Below are 26,543 nucleotides of genomic sequence, written 5' to 3' on the forward strand. Positions count from 1 at the left end.
TGCCCTCGGGGGTCAGGGAACCCGGGGGCAGACGCGCCGTCTTGCGGGGCCCTTCTCAGGGCCGGGGGTCAGCGGCTGTCGCTGCCCTTCGCCTCGGCGGCCGCACGACCGGCCTCCAGGCGCGCCACCGGAATCCGGAAGGGCGAGCAGGAGACGTAGTCGAGGCCGACCTCGTGGAAGAAGTGGACGGACTCGGGGTCACCGCCGTGCTCGCCGCAGACGCCGAGCTTGAGGTCGGGGCGGGTGGCCCGGCCCTGCTTGACGGCGTGGCGGACCAGCGAGCCGACGCCGTCCTTGTCGATGGTCTCGAAGGGCGAGACCCCGAAGATGCCCTTCTCCAGGTAGGCGGTGAAGAAGCTGGCCTCGACGTCGTCGCGGGAGAAGCCCCACACCGTCTGGGTCAGGTCGTTCGTGCCGAAGGAGAAGAACTGCGCGGCCTCGGCGATCTGGGCGGCCGTCAGGGCGGCGCGCGGCAGCTCGATCATGGTGCCGATGGAGAGCTTGAGCTCGGTGCCGGTGGCGGCCTCGACCTCGGCGATGACCTGGTCGGCCTCCTCGCGGACGATCTCCAGCTCCTGGACCGTGCCGACGAGCGGGACCATGATCTCGGCGCGCGGGTCGCCCTTGGCGTTCTTGCGCTCGGCCGCGGCCTCGGCGATCGCCCGGACCTGCATCTTGAACAGGCCGGGGATGACCAGGCCGAGACGGACGCCGCGCAGACCCAGCATCGGGTTCTGCTCGTGCAGCTTGTGCACGGCCTGGAGCAGGCGCAGGTCGTTCTCGTTGTGGTCCTGGCGGGACTCGGCGAGGGCGACGCGCACCGACAGCTCGGTGATGTCGGGCAGGAACTCGTGCAGCGGCGGGTCGAGCAGGCGGACGGTGACGGGCAGGCCGTCCATCGCCTCGAAGAGCTCGACGAAGTCCTTCTTCTGCAGCGGCAGGAGGGCACTGAGTGCCTCCTCGCGCTCACCGTCGGTGTCCGCGAGGATCAGTCGCTCCACCAGTTCGCGGCGCTCACCGAGGAACATGTGCTCGGTGCGGCACAGGCCGATGCCCTGGGCGCCGAAGCGGCGGGCGCGCAGCGCGTCCTCGGCGTTGTCGGCGTTGGCGCGCACCCGCAGGCGGCGGACGCGGTCCGCGTACGCCATGATCCGGTGCACGGCGGCGACGAGCTCGTCGGCGTCGTCGGCGCCGGCGTGCATGCGGCCCTCGAAGTACTCGACGACCGGGGAGGGTACGACGGGTACCTCACCGAGGTAGACCTTGCCGGTGGAGCCGTCGATGGAGACGACGTCGCCCTCTTCGATGACCGTCTCGCCGACCGTCATCCGGCGGCGCTTGGTGTCGACGTCGAGCTCCTCGGCGCCGCAGACACAGGTCTTGCCCATGCCGCGGGCGACGACGGCGGCGTGCGAGGTCTTGCCGCCGCGCGAGGTCAGGATGCCCTCGGAGGCGATCATGCCGTCCAGGTCGTCGGGGTTGGTCTCGCGGCGGATCAGGATGACCTTCTCGCCGGAGCGGGACCACTTGACGGCCGTGTAGGAGTCGAAGACGGCCTTGCCGACCGCCGCGCCCGGGGAGGCGGCGATGCCGCGGCCCAGCAGGGTGGTCTTGGCGCCCTCGTCGAAGCGGGGGAACATCAGCTGGGCGAGCTGGTGGCCGGTGACGCGCTGGAGGGCCTCGGCCTCGTCGATCAGGCCCTGGTCCACGAGCTGGGTGGCGATGCGGAAGGCGGCGCCGGCGGTGCGCTTGCCGACGCGGGTCTGGAGCATCCACAGCTGGCCGCGCTCGATGGTGAACTCGATGTCGCAGAGATCCTTGTAGTGGGTCTCCAGCGTCGTCATGATCGTCATGAGCTGGTCGTACGAGGTCTTGTCGATGGCCTCGAGGTCCGCGAGCGGCACGGTGTTGCGGATGCCCGCGACGACGTCCTCGCCCTGGGCGTTCTGCAGGTAGTCGCCGTAGACGCCCGCGTGGCCGCTGGCCGGGTCACGGGTGAAGGCGACGCCGGTGCCGGAGTCGGGGCCGAGGTTGCCGAAGACCATGGAGCAGATGTTGACGGCGGTGCCCAGGTCGCTCGGGATGCGCTCCTGGCGGCGGTAGAGCTTGGCGCGGTCGGTGTTCCACGAGTTGAAGACCGCCTCGACGGCGAGGTCCAGCTGCTCGCGGGCGTCCTGCGGGAACTCGCGGCCGGCTTCCTTCGCCACGATCTTCTTGAAGACCTTGACGAGCTTCTTCAGGTCGGCGGCGTCGAGGTCGGTGTCGACGGTGACCTTCTTGGCGGCCTTGGCCTCGTCGAGGGCGTCCTCGAAGAGCTCGCCCTCGACGCCGAGGACGGTCTTGCCGAACATCTGGATCAGGCGGCGGTACGAGTCCCACGCGAAGCGCTCGTTGCCGGCCTGGGTGGCGAGGCCGGTCACGGACTCGTCGGAGAGGCCGATGTTGAGGACCGTGTCCATCATGCCGGGCATGGAGAACTTGGCGCCGGAACGCACGGAGACCAGCAGCGGGTCGTCCGACTGGCCGAGCTTCTTGCCCATCTTCGATTCGAGGGCCGCAAGGTGGGCGCTGACCTCGTCGCGCAGGACGGCCGGGGCCGAACCGCTCTCGAGGTAGACCTTGCAGGCCTCGGTGGTGATGGTGAAGCCGGGAGGGACCGGGAGGCCAAGGTTGGTCATCTCGGCGAGGTTGGCTCCCTTGCCGCCGAGAAGGTCCTTGAGGTCGCGGTTGCCCTCGGTGAAGTCGTAGACGAACTTCTGATCTTTGTTTTCCGACACGGGTCTCGACTCCTCGAGGCTCGGTGGCTGCCCTGACGGCCAGGAACATACCCAGATCGAAGGCTTATGGGTACGTCCACTTGGCCGTCATGCGGCCGTAACCACCCGTGCGCCAGCAGATCGAAAGTAACTCACGGGTAATGCGAAAGTACGAAGAGCGTTCACAAGCCGAAGGGGGAGGGTCTGTTTAGGCCGCAATCCCGCTCGGATGAGCGATCATCGATACATTTGTGTTCAAGTCTTGAACGCACAAAGGGTGGCACCCAGTGCCACCCTTTGGAAGTCTTACCCGTGACTTATGCGCTCATCTGAGCAAACCCCCACCCATGCGTGGCGTATATCACGCGCCACGCAGGGCGATTTGTCAGCCGCCGGAGGTGTCCAGTTCGGCGTCCTCGCTCACACCGGCGCAGTCGTACGGGTCCTTCAGCCAGCCGTCCGGCAGGACAACTCGGTTGTTTCCGGACGTCCTGCCGCGCGGGCCGTCCGCGCTCTCGGGCCACCCCTGGTCCAGGTCAAGCTCGCTCAGATGAGCGTCCAATTCGGCCAGCGAAGAGGTCACCGCGAGCTTGCCCCGCATCTCGGAGCCCACCGAGAAGCCCTTGAGGTACCAGGCCACGTGCTTACGGAAGTCGATCACCCCGCGCGTCTCGTCCCCGATCCACTCCCCCAGCAACTGCGCGTGGCGGTGCATGGTCGCCGCGACCTCCCGCAGCGTCGGCTTGTGGAAGTCCTCGGGGCGCCCCTCGAAGGCCGCCACGAGGTCGTTGAAGAGCCACGGCCGCCCGAGGCAGCCCCGGCCGACGACCACGCCGTCGCAGCCGGTCTCGCGGACCATGCGCAGCGCGTCCTCGGCGCACCAGATGTCGCCGTTGCCGAGGACCGGGATCTCCGGCACGTGCTCCTTGAGCCGCGCGATGGCGTCCCAGTCGGCGGTGCCGCCGTAGTGCTGGGCGGTGGTGCGCCCGTGCAGGGCGATCGCGGTGATCCCCTCCTCGACCGCTATCCGGCCGGCGTCGAGGTAGGTGAGGTGCTCGTCGGTGATGCCCTTGCGCATCTTCATGGTCACCGGCAGGTCGCCGGCGCCGGCGACGGCCTCGCGCAGGATCGCGCGCAGCAGGTTGCGCTTGTAGGGCAGGGCCGAGCCACCGCCCTTGCGGGTCACCTTGGGGACGGGGCAGCCGAAGTTGAGGTCGATGTGGTCGGCGCGGTCCTCTTCGACGATCATGCGGACCGCCTTGCCGACCGTCACCGGGTCGACCCCGTACAGCTGAATCGAACGGGGCTTCTCGGTCTCGTCGAAGTGGATCAGCTGCATGGTCTTCTCGTTGCGCTCGACCAGGGCGCGGGTCGTGATCATCTCGCTCACGAACAGCCCCTTGCCGCCCGAGAACTCCCGGCAGAGGGTACGGAACGGGGCATTGGTGATACCGGCCATGGGCGCGAGCACCACCGGGGGCTGCACGGTGTGCGGGCCGATCGCGAGAGGCGGGGGGAGCGTGGTCATCCGCCCATTGTCCCGCATGCCGCGGACACGGGTGCGGACGTACCATCGGCCGCATGATCGAGACGAGTTCCCGGCAGCGCATGCTCGTCCTGGCGATCTGCTGCATGAGCCTGCTGATCGTCAGCCTCGACAACACCGTCCTGAACGTCGCGCTCCCCACGATGCGCACGGAACTGGACGCGTCGGTCGCGGGCATGCAGTGGACCATCGACGCCTACACGCTCGTACTGGCCTCGCTGCTGATGCTCATGGGCTCCACGGCCGACCGGATCGGGCGCCGCAAGGTGTTCGTCACCGGCCTGGTGCTCTTCACCGCGGGTTCCGTGCTGTGTTCGCTGGCGCCCGGCCTCGAATGGCTCATCGCCTTCCGGATGGTCCAGGCGGTCGGCGGCGCGATGCTGAACCCGGTGGCGATGTCGATCATCACCAACACCTTCACCGATCCGGCCCAGCGGGCGCGGGCCATCGGCGTGTGGGGCGCCGTCGCGGGCATCTCCATGGCCGCGGGGCCCCTGATCGGCGGGCTCCTGGTGGATTCCGTGGGCTGGCGCTCGATCTTCTGGGTCAACCTGCCGGTCGGTCTCCTGGCGCTCGTGCTGACCCTGCGCCACATCCCCGAGTCCCGGGCGGCCCGGCCGAGGCGCCCCGACCCGGTCGGGCAGGTACTGATCATGGTGCTGCTGGGCTGTGTGACGTACGGGATCATCGAGGCGCCGTCGGCGGGCTGGAGCTCGCCGGTGATCGTGGGCTGCGTCCTGGTGTCCGTCGTCGCGCTGGTGGGGCTGTTGGTCTACGAGCCCCGGCGGGAGGAGCCGCTGATCGATTTCCGGTTCTTCCGGAGCGTGCCGTTCAGCGGGGCGACCGTGATCGCGGTCAGCGCCTTCGCCTCGATGGCCGGCTTCCTCTTCCTGAACACCCTGTACCTCCAGGACGTACGGAACCTGGACGCGCTGAACGCCGGGCTCTACATGCTGCCGATGGCCGCCATGACGCTGGTCATCGCGCCGTTGTCGGGGCGGCTGGTGGGCAGTCGCGGGCCCCGGTTGCCGTTGCTGATCGCCGGGTCGGCCATGGGGGCGAGCGGGCTGCTGTTCGCCGTCTTCCGCGGGGAGACGTCCACCCCGCTGCTGTTCACCGGGTACGTGCTGTTCGGGATCGGCTTCGGCATGGTCAACGCGCCGGTGACCAATACGGCCGTCTCCGGCATGCCGCGCTCCCAGGCGGGCGTCGCGGCCGCCATCGCCTCCACCAGCCGCCAGACCGGCAGCACGCTGGGCGTCGCCGTCGTGGGCGCGGTGCTGGCCGCGGGGATGGCGGACGGTCGGGACTTCACGGAGGCGGCCGTGCCGGCGTGGTGGATCATCACGCTGTGCGGGGCGCTGGTGCTGGTGCTGGGCGCGGCGTCGACCGGGGCGTGGGCCCTTCGCACGGCGGACCGCACGGCCCGCGCCCTGGAGGAGCCGGCGAGCCCCGTGGCGGAGGTGGGCGCCCCGCGCGCGTGAGGCGCGGGTGCGCGCTGCCCGTTGGTGACCGATGCCCGCAGGTGACCGATCCCCGCGGGTGACCGATCCCCGTGGGTGACTGCCTGCCGCAGGTGACTACTCCCCGCAGTCGAAGTCCTCGGCCGAGGTGTTGACCCGGTCGAGGAGGCCGCGCAGGACCTCGCGCTCGCGGACCGACAGAGCGGCGAAGATGCCGCCTTCGACCTCGTCGAGGGCGGCGTTCGTGGTGCCGAGCGCGGCTTCGCCGGCAGCGGTGATCACCACGTTGTGACGGCGGCGGTCGGCCGGGTCCCGGCGGCGTTCGGCGAGGCCGTCGCCCTCCAGGTCGTTCAGGATCCCGACGAGCACGCTGGGGTCCACCTCCAGCCGGTCGGCGAGCGCCCGCTGGCTGATGGGGCCGTCCTCCAGGTGCATCAGCGTCATCGCGTGCCGGGGGGTGAGCCCCGCCGCCCCGAGCGCCTTCTTCATGCGGGTCTGGGTGATCGATCCGTGCCAGGCGAGCAGCAGGCCCAGCCGCTGCGGGGGGTGCGATCCGTCCTGATCTGCCGTCATGTATCACATCGTAGCAACGAAGAAATGATTGCATGGATCATATCGTTGATGTTATTCAATGATTAGCAATCATCGACTGTTGGAGATTTCCATGTTCATCGCCTACGCCGTCGTCGGCCTCCTGCTCGCCCTCGCCCTCACCGCCTCCGCCACGTTCACGCTCCAGCGCAATGACCAGATCGTCACGAACATGCGGAAGGTCCAGGTTCCGGACGCGTGGCTGCCGCGACTGGCCGGCCTCAAGGCCGCCGGGGCGATCGGCCTGGTCGTGGGCGTGTGGGTGACGCCGCTCGGCGTGGCCGCCGCGATCGGCGTGACCCTCTACTTCATCGGCGCGGTCGTCGCCCACCTGCGCGTCAAGGACTACGAGCTGGCCCCGGCGGCCGTGCTCACGCTGGTCGCGGCGGCCACTCTGGCGCTGCGGATCCTGGCCTGACACTGACGAGTGACAGATATTGAAATCTGTCACTCGTCATGCCATTCTCGTTGCATGGAGACGAACGAGAACACCCTTGCGACCACCACCGACCACCGAGACGACGCTCACCGGGGCCGCGCCCACCGCGCCCTCGGCAGCACCGGCCCCACCGTCTTCCCGCTGGGGCTGGGCTGCATGGGGATGTCCGCCCTGTACGGGACGGCCGACCGCGCCGAGTCCATCGCGACCATCCACGCCGCCCTGGACGCGGGCGTCACGCTGCTCGACACCGGCGACTTCTACGGGATGGGCCACAACGAGCTGCTGATCAACGAGGCCCTGCGCACCGCGCCCGCAGCGGCCCGCGAGCAGGCGCTGACCAGCGTCAAGTTCGGCGCCCTGCGCACGGTCGAGGGCGGCTTCACCGGGTACGACGGCCGGCCCGAGGCCGTGAAGAACTTCCTGGCCTACTCCCTCCAGCGGCTCGGCCGGGACCACATCGACATCTACCGGATCGCCCGCGTGGATCCGGCCGTGCCGATCGAGGAGACCGTGGGGGCCATCGCCGAGGCCGTCGAAGCCGGGCACGTGCGCCACATCGGCCTCTCCGAGGTCGGCGCCGACACCCTGCGCAGGGCCGCCGCCGTGGCCCCCATAGCCGACCTCCAGATCGAGTACTCGCTGATCTCCCGAGGCATCGAGGCGGAGATCCTGCCGACCGCGCGCGAGCTCGGCATGGGCGTGACGGCGTACGGGGTGCTCTCCCGCGGCCTGATCAGCGGCCACTTCACCCGGGACCGGGAGCTCTCCCCGGGCGACTTCCGCGGCATGAGCCCCCGCTTCCAGGGCGAGAACCTCGACCGGAACCTCGATCTGGTCGACGCCCTGCGCAAGGTCGCCGAGGGCAAGGGCGTCAGCGTGGCCCAGACCGCCATCGCCTGGGTCCTCTCCCGCGGCGAGGACATCGTGCCGCTGATCGGCGCCCGGACCCGCGAGCGGCTGGCCGAGGCACTGGGTGCCATGGAGATATCCCTCGACGCCGGGGACCTGGCCGCCATCGAAGAGGCCGTGCCCGAGGGCTCCGCGGCCGGAGACCGCTACCCGGCGGCGCAGATGGCCCACCTGGACAGCGAGCACTGAGCGGGCGGTACGGTCGTACCCATGTCCCCCGCCGCGGCCGAGCCCCTGACACCCGAGCGCATCCTCGAGACCACCGAGGACGTACTGCGACGCTTCGGCCCGACCAAGGCCACCGTGGTGGACGTGGCCCGCGCCCTGGGCGTGAGCCACGGCAGCGTCTACCGGCACTTCCCGTCCAAGGCCGCGCTGCGCGAGGCCGTCACGGACCGCTGGCTCGCCAAGAGCGTGGCCGTGCTGGAGGAGATCACCTCGGCGCCCGCCGAGAGCGCGCCCTCCAAGCTGGAGGCGTGGCTGGAGGCGCTCTTCGAGGCGAAGCGTCACAAGGCCGGCGACGATCCCGAGCTGTTCGCGACCTACACCGTGCTGCTCTCCGAGAACAGCGGCGTGGTCGACGCACACCTCGGCGAGCTGATCGACCAGTTGGCCCGGATCATCGCCGAGGGTGTGGCCGCGGGGACGATCGCCGCCGATGACGTGCCGGCCACCGCCCGTGCGGTGTTCGACGCCACCGGCCGCTTCCACGACCCGCAGTACGCCGCCGACTGGCGTTCGCCCGGGATCCTCGCCGAGTTCGAGGCGGTCAGCGCCCTGATCATCCGGGGCTTGCGCGCCTGACCTGGCCGAATCTGTCCGGAATCATTCCGTCCGGTCGGCTTGGTGATCATTTTAGGACGCCCGGCTTGTACATGTCATTGCCATGTCCTTACGGTCCCCCTACCGCACTATCAGGCACGTTCCAGGGGGAACCATGTCAGCCCAAGAAGCACGACCCGCACCTCCCACACGACCCGCACCTCCCGCCCGGTCCGGGGCCGCGACCGCCATCGGCTGGATCCTGACCATCGGCCTCAACGTGGTCGCGCCGATCATCACCTACAACACGCTCGTCGACGACCACGGTTGGAGCGAGTTCTCCGCGCTGCTCGTCAGCAGTGCCTGGCCGGTGCTCGACAGTGCGATCAGCGTGGCCTGGCGGCGCAAGCTCGACGAATTCGCCATCGTCACCCTGGTGTTCATCGTGATCACGGCCGTCGTGTCGCTCATCGGCGACCCCTCGGCCCGCGCCCTGCTCATCAAGGACTCGTGCGTGACGGGCCTGTTCGGGGTGCTCTGCCTGTCGACGCTGCTCGCGCGGCGCCCGCTGATGTTCTACTTCGGCCGCAAGTTCGCCACGGACGGCACGCCGGAGAGCACCGCCTGGTGGAACGGCCTGTGGCAGTACGAGGGCTTCCGCACCACCATGACCCGGATGACCCTCGTCTGGGGCGTGGCCTACGTCGCCGAGGCGATCGTGCGCATCGCGCTGGCGTACGTGCTGGACACCAAGACCATGGTGGCCGTCAGCCCGATCATGATCTACGGGGTGCTGGGCGCGCTCGGCGTGTGGACCGCGATGTACGGGAAGCGCTCGCAGGCCGAGGGCGAGCGCCGCGCGGCCGAAGCGGCGGCCGCCGAGGCCGCGGCGACCGGAACCGCCTGACCGGGCGGGACCACGTGAAAGACCGGTGGCCCGGCGCGCACTCCGCGCGCCGGGCCACCGGTCTTCTGTCTGCCGGGGCGGACCTAGCAGCCGAGCAGGCGGCTGCCGAGGTAGCCCTGGATCTGGTCCAGGGAGACGCGCTCCTGCTTCATGGTGTCGCGCTCGCGCACGGTCACCGCGTTGTCCTCGAGGGTGTCGAAGTCGACGGTGACGCAGAACGGCGTACCGATCTCGTCCTGGCGACGGTAACGGCGGCCGATGGCGCCGGCGTCGTCGAACTCGATGTTCCAGAACTTGCGCAGGTCGGCGGCGAGGCCCTTGGCCTTCGGCGACAGCTGCGCGTTGCGGGACAGCGGCAGGACGGCGACCTTGATCGGGGCCAGGCGCGGGTCGAAGCGCATCACGGTGCGCTTCTCCATGACGCCCTTGGCGTTGGGGGCCTCGTCCTCGATGTACGCGTCGAGCATGAAGGCGAGCATGGCGCGGTTGACACCGGCCGCCGGCTCGATGACGTACGGGGTGTAGCGCTCGTTCGACTCCTGGTCGAGGTAGGTCAGGTCCTTGCCCGAGGCGGCGGAGTGGGCCTTGAGGTCGAAGTCGGTGCGGTTGGCCACGCCTTCGAGCTCGGAGAACTCACTGCCACCGAAGTTGAAGCGGTACTCGATGTCGGCGGTGCGCTTCGAGTAGTGGGACAGCTTCTCCTTCGGGTGGTCGTACCAGCGCATGTTCTCCTCGCGCAGACCCAGGCCGCGGTACCAGTTCCACCGCTCCTGCATCCAGTACTCCTGCCACTGGTCGTCCTCGCCCGGCTTGACGAAGAACTCCATCTCCATCTGCTCGAACTCGCGCGTGCGGAAGATGAAGTTGCCGGGGGTGATCTCGTTGCGGAAGGACTTGCCCATCTGCGCGATGCCGAACGGGGGCTTCTTGCGCGAGGTGGCCTGCACGACACCGAAGTTGGTGAAGATGCCCTGGGCGGTCTCGGGACGCAGGTACGCCTTCGAGCCGGTGTCCTGGGTCGGGCCGAGGTGGGTCTCCAGCATGCCGGAGAACTGCTTCGGCTCGGTGAACTGGCCCTTCACACCGCAGTTGGGGCAGTTGATGTCGGCGAGGCCGTTCTCGGGCAGACGGCCGTGCTTGGCCTCGTACGCCTCTTCCAGGTGGTCGGCGCGGTGACGCTTGTGGCAGGAGGTGCACTCGGTCAGCGGGTCCGAGAAGGTCGCGACGTGGCCGGAGGCCACCCAGACCTCGGGGGCCAGGATCACGGAGGAGTCGATGCCGACGATGTCCTCACGCCCGGTGACCATCGCCTTCCACCACTGGCGCTTGATGTTCTCCTTGAGCTCGACACCCAGCGGACCGTAATCCCAGGCGGCCTTGGACCCGCCGTAGATCTCACTGCAGGGAAAAACGAAGCCACGGCGCTTGCTCAGGCTGACGATGGTGTCGATCTTGTCGGCGGCCACGGTGCTCTCTTCATTACGAGGACGAACGGCGAAGTCTTTAGGTTACCGGCGCCCGCACCTCCCCTTTCAAATCGGGACCCCCCTTCCGCGGCCACCCCCGGGGCCCCTCACCAGGGTTTTTGACAATCGTTTCCATCTTTGATGAAAATGGATGTCATGAACGTACGACGCCTCATACCCACCGCCGCCCTCGCCGCCTCCGTGGCCCTCGGCGCCACGGCCCTCACGGCCTGCTCCGGTGCGAGCGCCGCCGGTGGTGGCGGCAAGGACGGCAAACTCGACGTGATGGCGTCGTTCTACCCGATGCAGTTCCTCGCCGAGCAGATCGGCAAGGACCACGTGAAGGTCTCCACCCTGACCAAGCCGGGTGTCGAGCCGCACGACCTGGAGATCACGCCGAAGCAGACCGGGCAGCTCGGCGAGGCCGACGTGGTCCTCTACCTCAAGACCCTGCAGCCGGCCGTCGACAAGGCCGTCGCCCAGTCCGGCGTCAAGAACGTCGTCGACGCGGGCACCCTCACCAAACTGGAGGTCCACGGCGCCTCCGGCCACGACCACGCCCACGAGGGCGAGGGCGAGGGCGAAGCCGGTCACGACCACGGTCACGGCGAGGCCGGCGAGGACCCGCACGTCTGGCTCGACCCCACCAAGTACGCGGAGGTCGCCAAGGGCGTCGGCGCGGCCCTGGAGAAGGCCGACCCCGACCACGCGGCCGACTACAGGAAGAACACCGACGAACTCGTCGGCAAGCTGGCCGCGCTGGACACCGAGTTCAAGGACGGCCTGCGGAACACGACCTCCAAGACCTTCATCACCACCCACTCCGCCTTCGGCTACCTCGCCGAGCGCTACGGCCTGGACCAGGAGGGCATCTCCGGGGTCGACCCCGAGTCCGAGCCCAGCCCGGCCCGCATGAAGGAACTCCAGGCCCTCGCGAAGCAGGAGAATGTCTCCACGGTGTTCTTCGAGACCCTGGCCAGCGACAAGACGGCCAAGAGCCTCGCGACGGACACCGGTCTCACGACGGACGTCCTCGACCCGCTCGAGGGAATCTCGCACAAGTCCCAGGGCGCTGACTACTTCGAGGTCATGCGGTCCAACCTGAAGAACCTCCAGAAGGCCCTCGGAGCCAAGTGATGACAGCAGCAACGGAGGCGCGAGCCATGCAGTCCACGCCCCGACCGGCTGACGACCAGCCCGTCATATCCCTGCGCGGGGCCACCGCCTCGCTCGGCTCACGCCCCGTGCTGCGCGGCGTCGACCTCACCGTCCACCGCGGCGAGGTCGTCGCCCTGCTCGGCGCCAACGGCTCCGGCAAGTCCACCGCCGTCCGCGCCGTGGTCGGCCAGGTCCCGCTCTCCGGCGGCGACCTCTCCCTCTTCGGCACCGACTTCGGGCGTTTCCGCGACTGGTCGCGCATCGGCTACGTCCCGCAGCGCACCACCGCGGCCAGCGGCGTCCCGGCCACCGTGCGCGAGGTCGTCTCCGCCGGCCGGCTCGCCCGCTCCCGCTTCGGCCTCCTGCGCAAGGCCGACAAGGCCGCCGTCGAGCGCGCCCTCGTCCTCGTGGGGATGGAGTCGTACGCCGACGCCTCGGTCAACGCCCTTTCCGGCGGCCAGCACCAGCGCGTGCTCATCGCCCGGGCGCTCGCCGTCGAGCCCGAACTCCTGATCATGGACGAGCCGATGGCCGGCGTGGACCTCGCCAACCAGGAGGTCCTCGCGGGCGCCGTGCGCGAACAGGTCGCCGCCGGCACCACCGTCCTCCTGGTCCTGCACGAACTGGGCCCGCTGGAGCCGCTGATCGACCGCGCCGTCGTCCTGCGCGACGGCTGCGTCGTCCACGACGGCCCGCCCCCGGAGGCGGTCGGCCAGCACGCGCTGCCCGGCCACGACCACGTACACCCCCACGCGGCGCACGACGCCGAGCCCCTGCGGACGGGACTGCTGAGCTGATGGAATTCCTCGACTACGCCTTCATGCAGCGGGCGCTCCTCGCGGCCGTGCTGGTCGGCCTGACGGCCCCCGCGATCGGCACGTACCTCGTCCAGCGCCGTCAGGCGGTCATGGGCGACGGCATCGGCCACGTGGCCATGACCGGCGTCGCCCTCGGCTTCCTGCTCAACACCAGCCCGGTGTGGATGGCCACCCTCGTCGCCGTCCTCGGCGCGGTCGGCATGGAGCTGATCCGCTCCCGCGGGAAGACCAGCGGCGACATCGCGCTCGCCATGCTCTTCTACGGCGGCCTGGCCGGCGGCGTCATGATCATCAATCTGGCGCCGGGCGGCTCCACCGCCAACCTCACGAGCTACCTCTTCGGTTCCATCACCACCGTCTCGGCCGAGGACATCACGGCCGTGGTGATCCTCGCCGTGTTCGTCGTCGCCGTCACGCTCGGACTGCGCCGCCAGCTGTTCGCGGTCTGCCAGGACGAGGAGTTCGCCCGGGTCACCGGGCTGCCGGTGCGCGCGCTGAACCTGCTGATGGCGGTCACCGCCGCCGTCACCGTGACCGTGGCCATGCGCATCGTGGGTCTGCTGCTGGTCAGCGCCATGATGGTGATCCCCGTCGCGGCCGCCCAGCGGGTCACCCGCGGGTTCACCGCGACCCTCGCGGTGGCCATGACCATCGGCGTGCTCGTCTCGCTGACCGGCACGGTCACCACGTACTACGTCGACGCCCCCTCCGGCGGGTCGATCGTGCTCCTCGCCATCGCCGTGTTCATGATCATGACCGCGGTGTCGGCGCCCCTGGCCAAGCGCCGGGCGAACGCCGCACGCGCCGCCGAAGCGGTCTGCACCCGCGACGACGTGAAGGTCTAGGCCCGGCGGTCGCCTGGCACAATGGCCGCAGGCCTATACGAGGAGGAACCGGTGGCGACTGCGCCTGGCGAGATGAACGCGCCAGTACGAGGACGATCCACCCGCCAGCGGGCCGCCGTCGCGGCGGCGCTGGACGAGGTGGACGAGTTCCGCAGCGCCCAGGAACTCCACGACATGCTCAAGCACCGTGGCGATTCCGTGGGTCTGACCACCGTGTACCGCACCCTCCAGTCCCTCGCGGACGCGGGCGAGGTCGACGTCCTGCGCACCAGCGACGGCGAGTCCGTCTACCGCCGCTGCTCCACCGGGGACCACCACCACCACCTGGTCTGCCGCAAGTGCGGCAAGGCCGTCGAGGTGGAGGGCCCGGCGGTGGAGAAGTGGGCGGAGTCCGTCGCCGCCGAGCACGGCTACGTGAACGTGGCCCACACGGTGGAGATCTTCGGCACCTGCGCGGACTGCGCCGCCGCGGGCTGAACCGGACGAACCGGCAAGACAGGCCCTAGATCCGCCGCAGGTTCGCGTCCAGGAGTGCCCTCAGCCGGTCCACGTCGGCCGGCTGTCGGACGCCGCGCTTGGGCAGGACCGTCATGGCCACCGCCCCCTTGTCGTCGCTGAGCATGACGAACGCGCCGTCCGTCTCCGCGTACGTCGGCTGCGCGGCCCAGGAGATGCGCGATTCGGTGGTGGCCGTCTTCACGAGGACCCCCGAGCCGTCGACGACGGTGTGGCAGTCGCCCGCCTTCTCCAGCAGCCCCCGGAAGGCCCGCGCCTGGATGCGGGGACCGAACAGCGCGAACACCGACATCATCACGCCGGCGACGAGGAAGCCGGTCGCCTTGACCGCGGACTCGTCCCACGCGATCGCCAAGGCGCCGAGCAGCAACGACAGCACCCCGGTCACGGGGAACAGCCACCGCCTGCGGCGTCCGCCTGCGGTCCGCGAGTCGCGCAGGCGCACCGCCTCCGCGAGGTCCTTCGTGGTGATCCGATAGTCCAGTTCGACCGTCTGCGCGACGGACCCCGTCGCGCCGTACTCCATGTCCATGACAGCCGACCCTATCGGGATCACCGCGGCCGGCGGACTGCGCCGCCGGGCGCGGGTCTCGGCAGGTCAGGCCGTGGAGCCGGGCTCCGCCTGGTTGGGGACGGCGCCGCCGAAGCGGCGGTCGCGCTGGGCGTACTCCAGGCAGGCCCGCCACAGGTCACGGCGGTCGAAGTCGGGCCACAGCACGTCCTGGTAGACCATCTCGGCGTACGCGCTCTGCCAGATCAGGTAGTTGGAGGTGCGCTGCTCGCCGCTGGGGCGCAGGAACAGGTCCACGTCCGGCATGTCCGGGTAGTAGATGTACTTCGCGAAGGTCTTCTCGTTCACCTTCGACGGGTCCAGCTTCCCGGCGGCGACGTCGCGGGCGATGGCCTGCGCCGCGTCCGCGATCTCCGCGCGGCCGCCGTAGTTGACGCAGAAGTACAGGGTCATCGCGTCGTTGTCGACGGTCTGCTCCTGGGCGACCTGGAGCTCCTGGACGACCGACTTCCACATCTTCGGCATGCGGCCGACCCAGCGGATGCGGATGCCGAGCTCGTTCATCTCGTCGCGGCGGCGGCGGATGACGTCGCGGTTGAAGTTCATGAGGAAGCGGACCTCGTCGGGCGAGCGCTTCCAGTTCTCCGTCGAGAAGGCGTAGAGGGAGAGGTTCTTGACGCCCATCTCCAGGCAGCCCTTGAGCACGTCGAGGACGACGCCCTCGCCGACCTTGTGGCCCTCCGTGCGCGGCAGGCCGCGCTCCTTGGCCCAGCGGCCGTTGCCGTCCATGACGATGGCCACGTGGTTCGGGACCAGCTCGCCGGGGATCTTCGGCGGGACCGCACCGGACGGGTGCGGCTCGGGAACCTTGTACTCCCGGCGAGAGCGTCCCAGAATCCCGCGTCGTGCCATGTGCCCAGCTCCTATTTCTCGACGTATCGCAGGGAGCGTAGCCCGCGCTCCAGATGCCAGTGCAGGTAGGCCGAGACCAGCCCGCTGCCCTCCCGCACGTGACGCGCCTCGCACGCGTCGGCGTACCCCCAGTCGCCCGTCAGCAGGGCGCTGAGCAAGGCGATGGCCTCCGACGAGGGTACGACGCTGCCCGGCACGCGGCAGTCCCCGCATATGACCCCGCCCGCGGCGACGGAGAAGTGCCGGTTGGGGCCGTGGATGCCGCACTTCGCGCAGTCCTGGAAGCTGGGCGCGTAGCCGTTGACGGCGAGGGAGCGCAGCAGGAAGGCGTCGAGGATGAGGTGCGGTTCGTGTTCGCCGCGGGAGAGGGTGCGCAGGGCGCCGACGAGCAGCAGGTACTGCTGTACGGCGGGCTCGCCCTCGTTCTCTGTGAAGCGTTCGGCGGTCTCCAGCATCGCGGTGCCGGCGGTGTAGCGGGCGTAGTCGGTGACGATGCCGTTGCCGTACGGGGCGATGATCTCGGTCTGGGTGCAGAGCGGCAGGCTGCGGCCGATCAACTCGCTGCCCCGGGCGAAGAACTGCACGTCGGCGTGGGAGAAAGGTTCCAGCCCGGCCCCGAACTTCGATTTGGTGCGCCGGACGCCGCGCGCGACGGCCCGCACCCGTCCGTGACCGCGGGTGAGGAGCGTGATGATGCGGTCCGCCTCACCCAGCTTCTGGGTGCGCAGCACGATGCCGTCGTCGCGGAACAGACTCATGCGCCCATTCTCCCGTACGGGGGACAGCGCTGACCCCTCGTCCGGATGAGCGTCCGGACGAGGGGTCGGCACCCCTTGGGAGGATCAGGAGGCGGTGGTCTCCGCCGTGTCCGCCTTCTTCGCGGAGGCCGCCTTGTCGGCGTCGTCCGTCTCGTCCGCGTCGTCCGCCTTCTCGGCGCCGGCGGGGGCCGAGACCGGCTGGGCGGGGAGCTCGGTCTTGACGGCGTCGTGGGCGTCGTCCTTGGCCAGTCCGTTGAAGATCAGGTTGAGGACGATGGCGGCCGTGGCACCGAGGGTGACACCGCTGTTGAGCAGCGAGGACGCGTCGGGGCTCACGTGCTTGTCGAAGTAGAGCGGGACGGTGGCGGGGAAGAGCGCGAGAGCCAGCGAGACGCCCACGATCAGCGCGTTCTTCTCCTCCTTGAGGTCCACCTTGGCCAGGGTCTGGATACCGGCCAGGGCGACCATGCCGAACATCACGGTGGCCGCGCCGCCGAGGACGCCCGGCGGGACGGAGGCGACGATCGCGGCGGCCTTGGGCAGCAGACCCAGGATGATCATGAACACACCCGCGGCGACGACCACGAAGCGGCTCTTGACCTTGGTCATCCGCACCAGGCCGACGTTCTCGGCGAAGGCGACGTACGGGAAGGAGTTCAGGATGCCGCCGAGGGCGGTCGCGGCGCCGTCGGCACGCAGGGCGCGGGCCACGACCTCGCTGTCGACCTCCTTGCCGACGATGTCGCCGACGGCGTAGGTGTCACCGGTGGTCTCGACCATGGTGATCAGCATGACGATCAGCATGAGGAAGATCGGGAACCATTCGAACTTCGGGGCGCCGAAGTGGAAGGGCGTGGTGATGCCGACCCAGTCGGACTGGCCGACGTTGCCGAACTTGGCGTCGCCCAGCACGAAGGCCGCGAGGGTACCGCCGACCAGGCCGAGCAGGATGCTGATGCTGCGCAGGAACGGTCCGCCGAACTTCATCAGGACGAGGATGAAGAGCATGGTGCCGCCGGCGTAGGCCAGCTGCGTCGGCACACCGCCGTCGGCGAGCGTCGGAACGCCGCCGGCCGCGTCCTTGAGGCCGACCGGGATCAGCACGATGCCGAGCACCGTGATGACCGTGCCGGTGACCACCGGCGGGAAGAGCCGCATGACGGCCTTGAAGGCGCCTGCCGGCAGCCAGGCGAACGCGAAGGTCGCGATGCCCGCCGTGATGACGGCGCCGTAGATGACCAGGAGCGCCGCGGTTCCACCGCCGGCACCGAGGCCGATGGCGATCATCGGGGACACGGCCGTGAAGGTCACGCCCTGGATCAGCGGCAGTCGCGCGCCGATCCTGCCGATGCCGAAGGCCTGGATGATCGAGGCGATACCGCAGGTGAAGAGGTCTGCGTTGATCAAGTAGACGAGCTGTTCAGGGCTCAGCTTGAGCGCGCTGCCGACGATGATCGGGACGATCACCGCGCCGGCGTAGAACGCGAGTACGTGCTGGAAGCCGTACAGCGCGAGCTTGGGGAGGGGGAGCACCTCGTCGACCGGGTGCGTGCTCTGCTCTCCACTGGTGGAAAGCCGGGCGGCGACACGTGCCATCTCTGCCTTGCCCTTCAAGAGGTAGGTAATTGAGAGGAGATCTGGTTATCCCTGGGCGAAGTGGGTCCGTTATCCCGTTGATCCGCCAGGGTTTCAGTGCGTTCACGTTCACGCTGTTGCGTTGCATCCAAGCCGGGCCCTGTTTCCGGCGCCGTCTTGTCGTGTGACCGGAATTGAACGCCTGTGGGAGGCCTCACAGATATCGTCGACTTACACAAATTGTTGACCTCTGGTGACTTCGGATCTGTAGGTTTCTCCAGTGGTGCGGACCCACCCGGCGGGGCTATGCGAAACGGCACGCGGAAGTGCCCGCTCCGGGGCTGCACCCGCGAAGCACACAGGGTGTGAGCTGCGGATAAGGAGTTCGCCGACGTTCGGATTCGCGAAGTCGAACCATGCCCGTCGACCGTCCACCTGGTGGACCGATCCTGTGTGGATGACGTGATTCCGGCGTTCACAGGACGTTCACGAGGCTCTAAATCGCCCCCGTGAGGCCGGATCGTTACCTCCCGGCACGTCTGTTTCGGACGGATCTGCTCCGCTGAGCGGATGTGACCGTCCGGGAACACGAAAACGCCCGAACCCCAAGGGTTCGGGCGTCACCGTGCAGATGCGGACGACTACGGAGCGCGTACCGCCGACAACAGCCGCCCCACCTCGTCGACGTCGATGCGCAGCGCCGCGCCGACGGTGGAGAGCACCTCGCGCTCGGCCGGGGTGTACGGGCCGTCCGCGAGCGCGATGCGAGCGCCCTGCAGCAGGATCGACTCGCGGCCCGGGCCCGCGAGATGCGGCGCCAGCGGTTCCAGGGCCTCGTGGAGCTCGATCGAGAGGGCGGCCCCGCAGCACTCCGGTACGTCGTACAGCCCGAGCCGGCCCTCGTCGGCGGTCAGCGCGGCCACGAGGGCCTCCAGCTGCTCCTCGGTGCACTCGGGGAACCCGGCGGCCCGTACGGCGCCCGCCGCGGCCTCCAGCGCCCCGCGCGAGGCCGTTCCGCCGGCCGCGAGCACGGCGAGGCTCACGGTGTGCACGGCGTCGCGCAGCATCGCCGTGAAGCGGGCGGTGGTCAGGTGCTCCAGGACCTCGGTGTCGAAGCGCTCGCGGCAGCCCTGGCACTCGACGATCGGCCCGGCCTGCCCGCGCGGCAGCAGCGGGACGCCGAGGACGGTGAACCGGCGGCGCCCCGTGCGCCTGCGGTAGTTGCGGTCGCCACCGCAGGACGGGCAGAAGAACTCCCCGTCGCCCACGGTGCTCCAGGTGGTACGGGTGCCCCAGACCGTCAGCTTCCGGCCGTCCCCACCCCGAACTGGCAGCACGTCGCACCTCCGTAACCTTCCGGCAACATCGCCGGGTTGGCGTGATGTTAGCCACATGGGTGAGGCCGCGTCAGTCGTGTGACAGGACAACATGTGTCGCCGCGCGGACTTGGCCGATCCGCGCCCCTGCCTCCGAGCCCTAGGGTCTGCCCCATGAACGAGAAGTCCTGCCTGGTGACGGGCGCCGCGAGCGGGATCGGCCGGGCCACCGCCACGCTGCTGGCCCGCGCGGGGGCCCGGGTCACCGCGGCCGACATCAATGGCCCCGGCGTCGAGCGCCTGCGCGCGTCGCTCGCCGACGAGGGGTTCGCCATCACGACGGTGAGCGGCGACGTGTCCGTTCCGGAGGCCAACCGCGCGATGGTCGCCGCCGCCGTGGAGGCCTACGGGCGGCTCGACGTCGCCGTGGCGAACGCCGGCGTGCTCCCTCTTTCGGATGTACGGGAGACCACGCCCGCGGACTGGGACCACGTCATGGCGGTCGACGGCCGCGGCATGTTCCTGACGTGCAAGTACGCCATCGAGGCGATGATCGCGCAGGAGCGGCCCGGCGGGGCGCTGGTCTGCGTGTCCTCGATCTCGGGGGTGGCCGGGCAGGCGCGACAGGCCGCGTACGGGCCGGCGAAGTTCGTGGCGTCGGGGCTCACCAAGCACCTCGCGGTGGAGTGGGCGGACCGCGGGATCCGGGTCAACGCGGTGGCGCCCGGCACCATCCGTACGGAGCGGGTGTTGGCGCTGGACGACGAGCCGGGCGGTCCGGAGTACCTCGCGGAGATCTCCGCGGCGCATCCGATGGGCCGGCTCGGCGAGCCGGAGGAGGTGGCCCGGGTCATCGCCTTCCTGGCCTCGGACGCGGCCTCGTTCGTGACGGGCGTGGTGCTGCCCGTGGACGGCGGCTACCTGGCCCGCTGAGACGGCGGCCCCGGGAACGGCGGAACCCGGAACGACGGAACCCCGCCCCTCCACGAGGGAGGAGCGGGGTTCACGTGCGGGTGGATCAGCGGCCCGCGCGGTTGACGGCGGAGATGACCGCCTTCAGGGAGGCGCGGGTGGTGTTGGCGTCGATGCCGATGCCCCACAGGACCCGGCCGTCGATCGCGCACTCGATGTACGAGGCGGCCACGGCGGAGGCGCCCTCGCTCATGGTGTGCTCGGTGTAGTCCAGCAGGCGGGCGTCGACGCCGATGTCGGCCAGCGCGTCGAAGAAGGCCGAGATCGGACCGTTGCCGGTGCCGTTCAGGACCGTCTCGATCCCGTCCACGACCGCCTCGACGGTCAGCGTGTCGGTGCCGTCCTTGTCGGTGGTCGTCGAGCCGGAGCGCAGCTGGATGCGGCCCCACGGGTTCTCGGGGTTGGGCAGGTACTCGTCCGAGAAGATCTCCCAGATCGCCTTCGGCGTGACCTCGCCGCCCTCGGCGTCGGTCTTGGCCTGGATGATCCGCGAGAACTCGATCTGCATGCGGCGCGGCAGGTCCAGCTTGTGGTCGTTCTTCAGGACGTACGCGATGCCGCCCTTGCCGGACTGCGAGTTGACCCGGATGACCGCCTCGTAGGAGCGGCCGACGTCCTTGGGGTCGATGGGCAGGTACGGGACCGCCCACTCGATGTCGTCGACGGTCTTGCCCTGGGCGGCCGCGTCGGCCTCCATGGCGTCGAAGCCCTTCTTGATGGCGTCCTGGTGGGAGCCGGAGAAGGCGGTGTAGACCAGGTCGCCCGCGTAGGGGTGGCGCGGGTGGACCTCCATCTGGTTGCAGTACTCGCTGGTGCGGCGGATCTCGTCGATCTGGGAGAAGTCGATCTGCGGGTCGATGCCCTGCGAGAACAGGTTCATGCCCAGCGTGATCAGGTCGACGTTGCCGGTGCGCTCGCCCTGACCGAACAGGCAGCCCTCGATGCGGTCGGCGCCGGCCATCAGGGCCAGCTCGGCGGCGGCGACTGCGGTGCCGCGGTCGTTGTGCGGGTGCACGGAGATGCAGATGTGCTCGCGGCGGGTCAGGTTGCGGGCCATCCACTCGAAGCGGTCCGCGTGGGTGGAGGGAGTCGAGCGCTCCACGGTGGCGGGCAGGTTCAGGATGATCTCGCGGCCCTCGGACGGCTGCCACACGTCACAGACCGCCTCGCAGACCTCCAGGGCGAAGTCCAGCTCGGTGTCGGTGAAGATCTCGGGGCTGTACTGGTAGCCGAAGACGGTCTCGTCGCCCAGCAGCTTCTCGGCGTACTCCATGACCAGGCGGGTGCCGTCGACGGCGATCTGCTTGATCTGCTCCTTGGAGCCGCGGAAGACGACCCGGCGGAAGGTCGGGGCGGTCGCGTTGTACAGGTGCACGGTGGCGCGCTTGGCGCCGATCAGCGACTCGACGGTCCGCTCGATCAGGTCCTCGCGGGCCTGGGTCAGTACGGAGATGGTGACGTCGTCCGGGATCGCGCCCTCTTCGATGATGGAGCGCACGAAGGCGAAGTCGGTCTCGCCGGAGGACGGGAAGCCGACCTCGATCTCCTTGTAGCCCATGCGCACCAGCAGGTCGAACATCTCGCGCTTGCGGCTGGGGGTCATCGGGTCGATCAGCGACTGGTTGCCGTCGCGCAGATCGGTGGAGAGCCAGCGGGGAGCCTTGGTGACGCGGGCGTCCGGCCAGGTGCGGTCGGGGATGTCCACCTGCTCGTACTGGCCGTACTTGTGGATCGGCATCCCGGAGGACTTCTGGGTGTGGGTCGCGTTGGTGATGGGCGTGGGGCGACCGACAAAAGGCTGCTGGCTCATGGCGTTGGGCTCCTCGCGTGTCCGCGTGTAGTTCGCTGGAACGGCCGACGGCGGTCGTAAAAACCGCAACACCAAACTCCGCGGGGAGGGGGTCGGCCTACGACTACAGACCCTCGCCGCGGCAGCTAAGGAGAAGCAGCCCGAAACGCATGATGGGCCGAGCCTAGCCGAGCCGCGCCGTAACGCGAGGACCTGTTTCAGTATGCAAGACCGCCCTGTCCGATTTGTACCTAATGTGAGCCAAGACTCTTTCCTTCCGGGAAGGTCCGTTTGATCCGTCAATCCGACGCCACGACTTTCGGACATGCGAATGAATCATGGTCGCGGGTAGTGACACGACCATGACCCGCTGCCACCGTTTCGGGCATGAATGCCTTCAATGCCCGCCGTCATCCCGTCTTCTGCACCGTCGTCCCGCCCCACCTGCTCGACAAGGCCGCCCAGTCCGCCGACTCCCGGCGCGCCGACCTCGCCCAGAGCACCCTCGAACACGACGCCATGCTGCGCACCCGGCGCCGGGTCACCACCGTCCGCGGGATCGCCCCCGCACTCGAAGCGCCCACCTCCGACGGACCGGACCGGACGATCTACGACGCCCAGCACCGCACCCGGCTGCCCGGGAAGAAGGTGCGCGTCGAGGGCGACCCGTTGGACAAGGACGCCACCGTCAACCGCGCGTACGCGGGGCTCGGAGCCACGTACGAACTGTTCCGGCAGGGCTTCGGGCGCCGCTCGATCGACGACTCCGGGCTCCCGCTCGACGCGAGCGTCCACTACGGCGAGGACTACAACAACGCCTTCTGGGACGGCCGCCAGATGGTCTTCGGGGACGGCGACGGGGACCTCTTCCTCGATTTCACGGTGTCGATCGACGTCATCGGGCACGAGCTGACCCACGGGGTCACCCAGTACACGGCGAACCTGGCGTACCTCGGGCAGTCCGGCGCCCTGAACGAGTCGATGTCGGACGTCTTCGGCTCCCTGATCAAGCAGTACTCCCTGGACCAGACCGCCGAACAGGCCGACTGGCTGATCGGCGCCGGCCTGCTGGGCCCCAACGTCACCGGGGTCGCCCTGCGCTCGATGAAGGCTCCGGGGACGGCGTACGACGACGACGAGCTCGGCAAGGACCCGCAGCCGGCCACCATGGACGACTACGTGAACACCAACCGGGACAACGGCGGGGTGCACATCAACTCCGGCATCCCCAACCACGCCTTCTACGTCGCGGCGACCGAACTGGGCGGCAAGGCCTGGGAGCGGGCCGGGCAGATCTGGTACGACACCCTGACGGGCGGGCAGCTGGCCTCGAACGCCAAGTTCACGGACTTCGCCCGGCTGTCCACCGCGGCGGCCGCGGCCCGGTACGGGGAGGGCGGCGCCGAGCACCGGGCGCTGCAGAAGGCGTGGTCGGTGGTGGGAGTGCCGCTCGTGGGGTAGGACGGCTGCCATGCGGATTCAGGTGGTGCGGACGGGCGGCTTCGCGGGCATCGAGCGACGGGCCGAGGTGGACACCTCGGGCCGGCCGGACGAGGACGAGTGGCGGGCCCTGGCCCATCTGGCGCTGGGGCCCACCTCGCCGAGGCACGCGCCGGAGGGGGTGCGGGACGGGTTCTCGTACGAGATCACGGTGGACGGGCGGACGGTGTCCTGCCACGACCCGCACCTCTCGGACGCGCAGCGCACGCTGATCTCACGGGTCCTGAAGGAAGGGGCCTGATAAGAGGGTGCTCCGGAAGCCCCCCTTTGGTTGGATGCCGGGATGACCACGATCTTGGACTCGCTGGAGCGGTACTACGACACGGTGCCCCGGGTGGGCGGTGCGCGGGCCGAGGACTTCGGCCCGCTGACCCTGTTCGTCCAGGAGGGCGCTGGCTGGCCGTACTACGCGCGGCCCGCGCTCGGCGGCTCCGCCGCGACCGTGGCGGACGTGGAGCGGGTCCTGGCCCGGCAGCGGGAGCTGAAGGTCCCCGAATCCTTCGAATGGGTGGCCGAAACGACCCCCTCGCTGCGGGGACCGGTGGAGGCGGCGGGACTGCACGTCCACGCACACCCGCTGATGGTGCTGGGCGCCGGGGCGGTCCCCCTCTCCGCGCATCCCGACGTACGACTGCTCGGCGCGGACGACCCGCTGCTGAAGGCGGCGGTGACGGTCCCGGCCCTGGCCTTCGCGGCCCCCGGGACCGCGGTCGGCGAGGCCGGTCCGGCGGAACTGGCGGCGAAGACGGCCGAGCCGTGGGCCGAGGAGGGCCGGGCCCGGGTGGCCGGGAAGATCGCGGCGGGCACCACCGCCCTGGCGGCCGCCGTCCGCGACGGCGTGGTGCTCTGCGCGGGCCAGTACAACCCCGTCGGCGACGTCGCCGAGGTGGTGGGCGTCGGCACCCTCCCGTCGGCCCGCCGCCAGGGCCTTGCCCTCGCGGTCACCGCGGCCCTGGTCGCCCGCGCCCTGGAGCTGGGGGCGCGCACCGTCTTCCTCTCGGCGGGCGACGAGGACGTGGCTCGCATCTACGGCCGCATCGGCTTCCGCCGGGTGGCGACGGCCCTGATCGCGGAGCCCCCGGAGGCCTAGCCTCCAGGGCTGGGTTCGCCGGATCGGGTTCGCCGGATGGGGTTCGCCGGATCGGGCCGGATCGGATTTGCCGGATCGGCAACAGGGTTTGCCGGATCCCGGGCGCCGGGCGGAGCATCGGAGGACGTAGACCGGACGACCGAGCCCGAACCGGAAGAAGGCCCCATGCACGAGCACGAGCACGCCCACACCCACGCCCACACCGGCGCCGGTGAGCCCGCCGGAGAGGCGGAGTTCTGGGACGGCCGCTACAGCGAGAGCACCCGGATCTGGAGCGGCAATCCGAACGCGCTCCTGCTCCGGGAGGCCGAGGACCTGGCCCCCGGCCGAGCGCTGGACCTCGGCTGCGGGGAGGGCGCGGACGCCGTCTGGCTGGCCCGGAAGGGGTGGCGGGTCACCGGCGTCGACATCTCCAAGGTCGCCCTCGGCCGGGCCGCCGAGCACGCCGCCGAGGCGGGCGTCGGCGACCGGATCGCCTTCGAGCACCACGACCTCGGGGAGTCCTTCCCCGCCGGAGAGTTCGACCTGGTCTCCGCCTGTTTCCTGCACAGCCCGGGCGACATGCCCCGCGAACGGATCCTGCGCACGGCCGCGGCGGCCGTCGCCCCGGGCGGGGTGCTCTTGGTGGGCGGCCACGGCGGCTGGGAGCACGGGGCCGAGAACCCGCACCCGGAGCTGCACTTCCCCACCCCGCAGGAGGTCCTGGCGGACCTGGAGCTGACGGAGGACCACTGGGAGGTCCTGGTCTGCGCGGAGCACGCCCGGGTCGGCGCCGAGGCCGACCGCCCGGGCCCCGGCTACGACAACGTGCTCAAGGTCCGCCGCCTCCGCTAGCCGGCGGGGGCCGTCGGACTCCTAGAAGCCGAGCTTGCGGAGCTGCTTGGGGTCCCGCTGCCAGTCCTTGGCGACCTTCACGTGGAGGTCGAGGAAGACCGGGGTCCCGAGCAGCGCCTCGATGTGCTTGCGCGACTTCATCCCGACCTCCTTCAGGCGGGAGCCCTTCGGGCCGATGATGATGCCCTTCTGGCTGGGCCGCTCGATGTAGACGTTCGCGTGGATGTCCAGCAGCGGGCGGTCCGCCGGGCGGTTCTCCCGAGGGATCATCTCCTCGACGACCACGGCGATGGAGTGCGGCAGTTCGTCGCGCACGCCCTCCAGGGCGGCCTCGCGGATCAGCTCCGCGACCATGACCATCTCGGGCTCGTCGGTGAGGTCGCCCTCCGGGTACAGCGGCGGGCTCTCCGGCAGCAGCGGCGCGATCAGGTCGGCCAGCAGCTGGACCTGGGTGTCGCCGACGGCCGAGACGGGCACGATCTCCGCCCACTCGATGCCGAGCTCCGCGCCGAGCTGGTGGATGGCGAGGAGCTGTTCGGCCAACGCCTTCGACTCGACCAGGTCCGTCTTGGTCACGATGGCGATCTTGGGGGTCTTCTTGATCGCCGCGAGTTCCTTCGCGATGAACTTGTCGCCGGGGCCGAGCTTCTGGTCGGCCGGCAGGCAGAAGCCGATCACGTCGACCTCGGCCCAGGTGGTCCGCACGACGTCGTTCAGCCGCTCGCCGAGCAGCGTGCGCGGCTTGTGCAGGCCGGGCGTGTCGACGAGCACGAGCTGGGCGTCGGGGCGGTGCACGATGCCGCGGACCGTGTGGCGGGTGGTCTGCGGCCGGTTGGAGGTGATCGCGACCTTGGTGCCCACGAGTGCGTTGGTCAGGGTCGACTTCCCCGCGTTGGGGCGGCCGACGAAGCAGGCGAAGCCCGCACGGTGCGGGCCGGTGGACTCGGGGGAACGATCGCTCATACGGGCCATTCTCCCCGATGCGGCTCCCAGCGCCGACCAGACCACGGTGACGAGGGCCACGATGGCCGTGAGCGGCGGATGCGCGGCGAAGTCCGCGCCGCCCCGGGCCGTGGCCCCCTCCGCCCGGGCCCGGATCGTCACCTC

Annotated in this window: 25 protein-coding genes; 14 read left to right on the forward strand and 11 right to left on the reverse strand. The window is 69.9% G+C overall.

Going from position 1 to position 26,543, the window contains the following annotated elements:
* Positions 1-68: 68 nt before the first annotated feature.
* Positions 69-2,777 (reverse strand): pyruvate, phosphate dikinase, encoded by a 2,709-nt coding sequence (gene ppdK, locus ACFYZL_RS17830; RefSeq protein WP_384754308.1) that lies wholly within the window; start codon positions 2,775-2,777, stop codon positions 69-71.
* A gap of 364 nt (positions 2,778-3,141) precedes the next feature.
* Positions 3,142-4,302, reverse strand: coding sequence for a tRNA dihydrouridine synthase DusB (dusB, locus tag ACFYZL_RS17835; protein WP_384754305.1), 1,161 nt, complete (start codon positions 4,300-4,302; stop codon positions 3,142-3,144).
* A 35-nt stretch (positions 4,303-4,337) separates the two neighbouring features.
* Here dusB and ACFYZL_RS17840 point away from each other — a divergent pair, with 35 nt between their 5' ends.
* Positions 4,338-5,786 carry an MFS transporter gene (locus ACFYZL_RS17840; RefSeq protein WP_388679883.1) on the forward strand — a complete coding sequence of 483 codons (1,449 nt, stop codon included), beginning with the start codon at positions 4,338-4,340 and terminating at the stop codon, positions 5,784-5,786.
* A gap of 96 nt (positions 5,787-5,882) precedes the next feature.
* Here ACFYZL_RS17840 and ACFYZL_RS17845 read toward each other — a convergent pair whose 3' ends face one another.
* Complete coding sequence (locus ACFYZL_RS17845) at positions 5,883-6,338, reverse strand: MarR family winged helix-turn-helix transcriptional regulator (protein WP_384754300.1); 456 nt, start codon at positions 6,336-6,338, stop codon at positions 5,883-5,885.
* A 79-nt stretch (positions 6,339-6,417) separates the two neighbouring features.
* Here ACFYZL_RS17845 and ACFYZL_RS17850 point away from each other — a divergent pair, with 79 nt between their 5' ends.
* The 4 genes from ACFYZL_RS17850 to ACFYZL_RS17865 all read left to right on the forward strand — a co-directional run bounded on the left by ACFYZL_RS17850 (position 6,418) and on the right by ACFYZL_RS17865 (position 9,376).
* Positions 6,418-6,774 (forward strand): DoxX family protein, encoded by a 357-nt coding sequence (locus ACFYZL_RS17850; RefSeq protein WP_388679886.1) that lies wholly within the window; start codon positions 6,418-6,420, stop codon positions 6,772-6,774.
* Positions 6,775-6,828: 54 nt separating this feature from the next.
* Positions 6,829-7,896 (forward strand): aldo/keto reductase, encoded by a 1,068-nt coding sequence (locus tag ACFYZL_RS17855; protein ID WP_384754294.1) that lies wholly within the window; start codon positions 6,829-6,831, stop codon positions 7,894-7,896.
* Between the two features lie 21 nt (positions 7,897-7,917).
* Positions 7,918-8,511 (forward strand): TetR family transcriptional regulator, encoded by a 594-nt coding sequence (locus ACFYZL_RS17860; RefSeq protein ID WP_384754291.1) that lies wholly within the window; start codon positions 7,918-7,920, stop codon positions 8,509-8,511.
* Positions 8,512-8,644: 133 nt separating this feature from the next.
* Entirely contained in the window at positions 8,645-9,376 is a 732-nt protein-coding gene (locus tag ACFYZL_RS17865) for a VC0807 family protein (RefSeq protein ID WP_384754288.1), read from the forward strand.
* 83 nt (positions 9,377-9,459) lie between these two features.
* Here ACFYZL_RS17865 and ACFYZL_RS17870 read toward each other — a convergent pair whose 3' ends face one another.
* Positions 9,460-10,842 carry a glycine--tRNA ligase gene (locus ACFYZL_RS17870; protein WP_384753743.1) on the reverse strand — a complete coding sequence of 461 codons (1,383 nt, stop codon included), beginning with the start codon at positions 10,840-10,842 and terminating at the stop codon, positions 9,460-9,462.
* Between the two features lie 156 nt (positions 10,843-10,998).
* On the opposite strand from ACFYZL_RS17870, the gene ACFYZL_RS17875 reads away from it, so the two are divergent.
* Genes ACFYZL_RS17875 through ACFYZL_RS17890 form a run of 4 tightly spaced genes read left to right on the forward strand, consistent with a single transcriptional unit; the run spans position 10,999 to position 14,140 of the window.
* Positions 10,999-11,979, forward strand: a complete 981-nt coding sequence (locus ACFYZL_RS17875; RefSeq protein WP_384753746.1) for a metal ABC transporter substrate-binding protein — start codon at positions 10,999-11,001, stop codon at positions 11,977-11,979.
* Positions 11,979-12,797, forward strand: coding sequence for a metal ABC transporter ATP-binding protein (locus tag ACFYZL_RS17880; RefSeq protein ID WP_388679892.1), 819 nt, complete (start codon positions 11,979-11,981; stop codon positions 12,795-12,797). Before ACFYZL_RS17875 ends, ACFYZL_RS17880 begins: the two co-directional genes overlap by 1 nt.
* Positions 12,797-13,663, forward strand: coding sequence for a metal ABC transporter permease (locus tag ACFYZL_RS17885; protein WP_388679895.1), 867 nt, complete (start codon positions 12,797-12,799; stop codon positions 13,661-13,663). Before ACFYZL_RS17880 ends, ACFYZL_RS17885 begins: the two co-directional genes overlap by 1 nt.
* Before the next feature lie 51 nt (positions 13,664-13,714).
* Positions 13,715-14,140, forward strand: a complete 426-nt coding sequence (locus tag ACFYZL_RS17890) for a Fur family transcriptional regulator (RefSeq protein ID WP_376660467.1) — start codon at positions 13,715-13,717, stop codon at positions 14,138-14,140.
* A 25-nt stretch (positions 14,141-14,165) separates the two neighbouring features.
* Here ACFYZL_RS17890 and ACFYZL_RS17895 read toward each other — a convergent pair whose 3' ends face one another.
* From ACFYZL_RS17895 to ACFYZL_RS17915, 5 genes are all read right to left on the reverse strand, one after another.
* Positions 14,166-14,711 (reverse strand): hypothetical protein, encoded by a 546-nt coding sequence (locus tag ACFYZL_RS17895; RefSeq protein WP_388679898.1) that lies wholly within the window; start codon positions 14,709-14,711, stop codon positions 14,166-14,168.
* A gap of 66 nt (positions 14,712-14,777) precedes the next feature.
* Positions 14,778-15,602: an isoprenyl transferase gene (locus ACFYZL_RS17900; RefSeq protein WP_376660469.1), complete on the reverse strand. Its 825-nt coding sequence runs from the start codon at positions 15,600-15,602 to the stop codon at positions 14,778-14,780.
* 11 nt (positions 15,603-15,613) lie between these two features.
* Positions 15,614-16,360: a DNA repair protein RecO gene (recO, locus tag ACFYZL_RS17905; protein WP_376660470.1), complete on the reverse strand. Its 747-nt coding sequence runs from the start codon at positions 16,358-16,360 to the stop codon at positions 15,614-15,616.
* Positions 16,361-16,444: 84 nt separating this feature from the next.
* The gene (locus ACFYZL_RS17910) at positions 16,445-17,956 is read right to left on the reverse strand and encodes a nucleobase:cation symporter-2 family protein (RefSeq protein WP_384753759.1); all 1,512 of its coding nucleotides are present in this window, start codon (positions 17,954-17,956) and stop codon (positions 16,445-16,447) included.
* A 620-nt stretch (positions 17,957-18,576) separates the two neighbouring features.
* Positions 18,577-19,272 (reverse strand): TerB family tellurite resistance protein, encoded by a 696-nt coding sequence (locus tag ACFYZL_RS17915; protein ID WP_384753761.1) that lies wholly within the window; start codon positions 19,270-19,272, stop codon positions 18,577-18,579.
* Between the two features lie 153 nt (positions 19,273-19,425).
* Here ACFYZL_RS17915 and ACFYZL_RS17920 point away from each other — a divergent pair, with 153 nt between their 5' ends.
* Complete coding sequence (locus ACFYZL_RS17920; protein ID WP_384753764.1) at positions 19,426-20,184, forward strand: SDR family NAD(P)-dependent oxidoreductase; 759 nt, start codon at positions 19,426-19,428, stop codon at positions 20,182-20,184.
* An 85-nt stretch (positions 20,185-20,269) separates the two neighbouring features.
* Here the strand turns inward: ACFYZL_RS17920 and leuA are convergent, their stop codons facing one another.
* A complete protein-coding gene (gene leuA, locus ACFYZL_RS17925) occupies positions 20,270-22,033 on the reverse strand; it encodes a 2-isopropylmalate synthase (RefSeq protein WP_384753767.1) in 1,764 nt (587 codons plus the stop codon).
* Positions 22,034-22,399: 366 nt separating this feature from the next.
* Between leuA and ACFYZL_RS17930 the strand changes: the two genes are divergently transcribed.
* The 4 genes from ACFYZL_RS17930 to ACFYZL_RS17945 all read left to right on the forward strand — a co-directional run bounded on the left by ACFYZL_RS17930 (position 22,400) and on the right by ACFYZL_RS17945 (position 25,436).
* Entirely contained in the window at positions 22,400-23,473 is a 1,074-nt protein-coding gene (locus ACFYZL_RS17930) for a M4 family metallopeptidase (RefSeq protein WP_384753770.1), read from the forward strand.
* 10 nt (positions 23,474-23,483) lie between these two features.
* On the forward strand, positions 23,484-23,753 hold the full coding sequence (locus ACFYZL_RS17935) for a protealysin inhibitor emfourin (protein WP_384753773.1): 270 nt from the start codon (positions 23,484-23,486) through the stop codon (positions 23,751-23,753).
* Between the two features lie 42 nt (positions 23,754-23,795).
* Positions 23,796-24,602 (forward strand): GNAT family N-acetyltransferase, encoded by an 807-nt coding sequence (locus tag ACFYZL_RS17940; protein ID WP_388679905.1) that lies wholly within the window; start codon positions 23,796-23,798, stop codon positions 24,600-24,602.
* A 165-nt stretch (positions 24,603-24,767) separates the two neighbouring features.
* Positions 24,768-25,436, forward strand: coding sequence for an SAM-dependent methyltransferase (locus ACFYZL_RS17945; protein WP_388679908.1), 669 nt, complete (start codon positions 24,768-24,770; stop codon positions 25,434-25,436).
* Positions 25,437-25,457: 21 nt separating this feature from the next.
* Here the strand turns inward: ACFYZL_RS17945 and era are convergent, their stop codons facing one another.
* Positions 25,458-26,408, reverse strand: a complete 951-nt coding sequence (gene era, locus ACFYZL_RS17950; protein ID WP_376660479.1) for a GTPase Era — start codon at positions 26,406-26,408, stop codon at positions 25,458-25,460.
* Between the last annotated feature and the right edge of the window lie 135 nt (positions 26,409-26,543).

It is taken from the genome of Streptomyces sp. NPDC001717, from assembly GCF_042892775.1.
Taxonomy (GTDB): domain Bacteria; phylum Actinomycetota; class Actinomycetes; order Streptomycetales; family Streptomycetaceae; genus Streptomyces.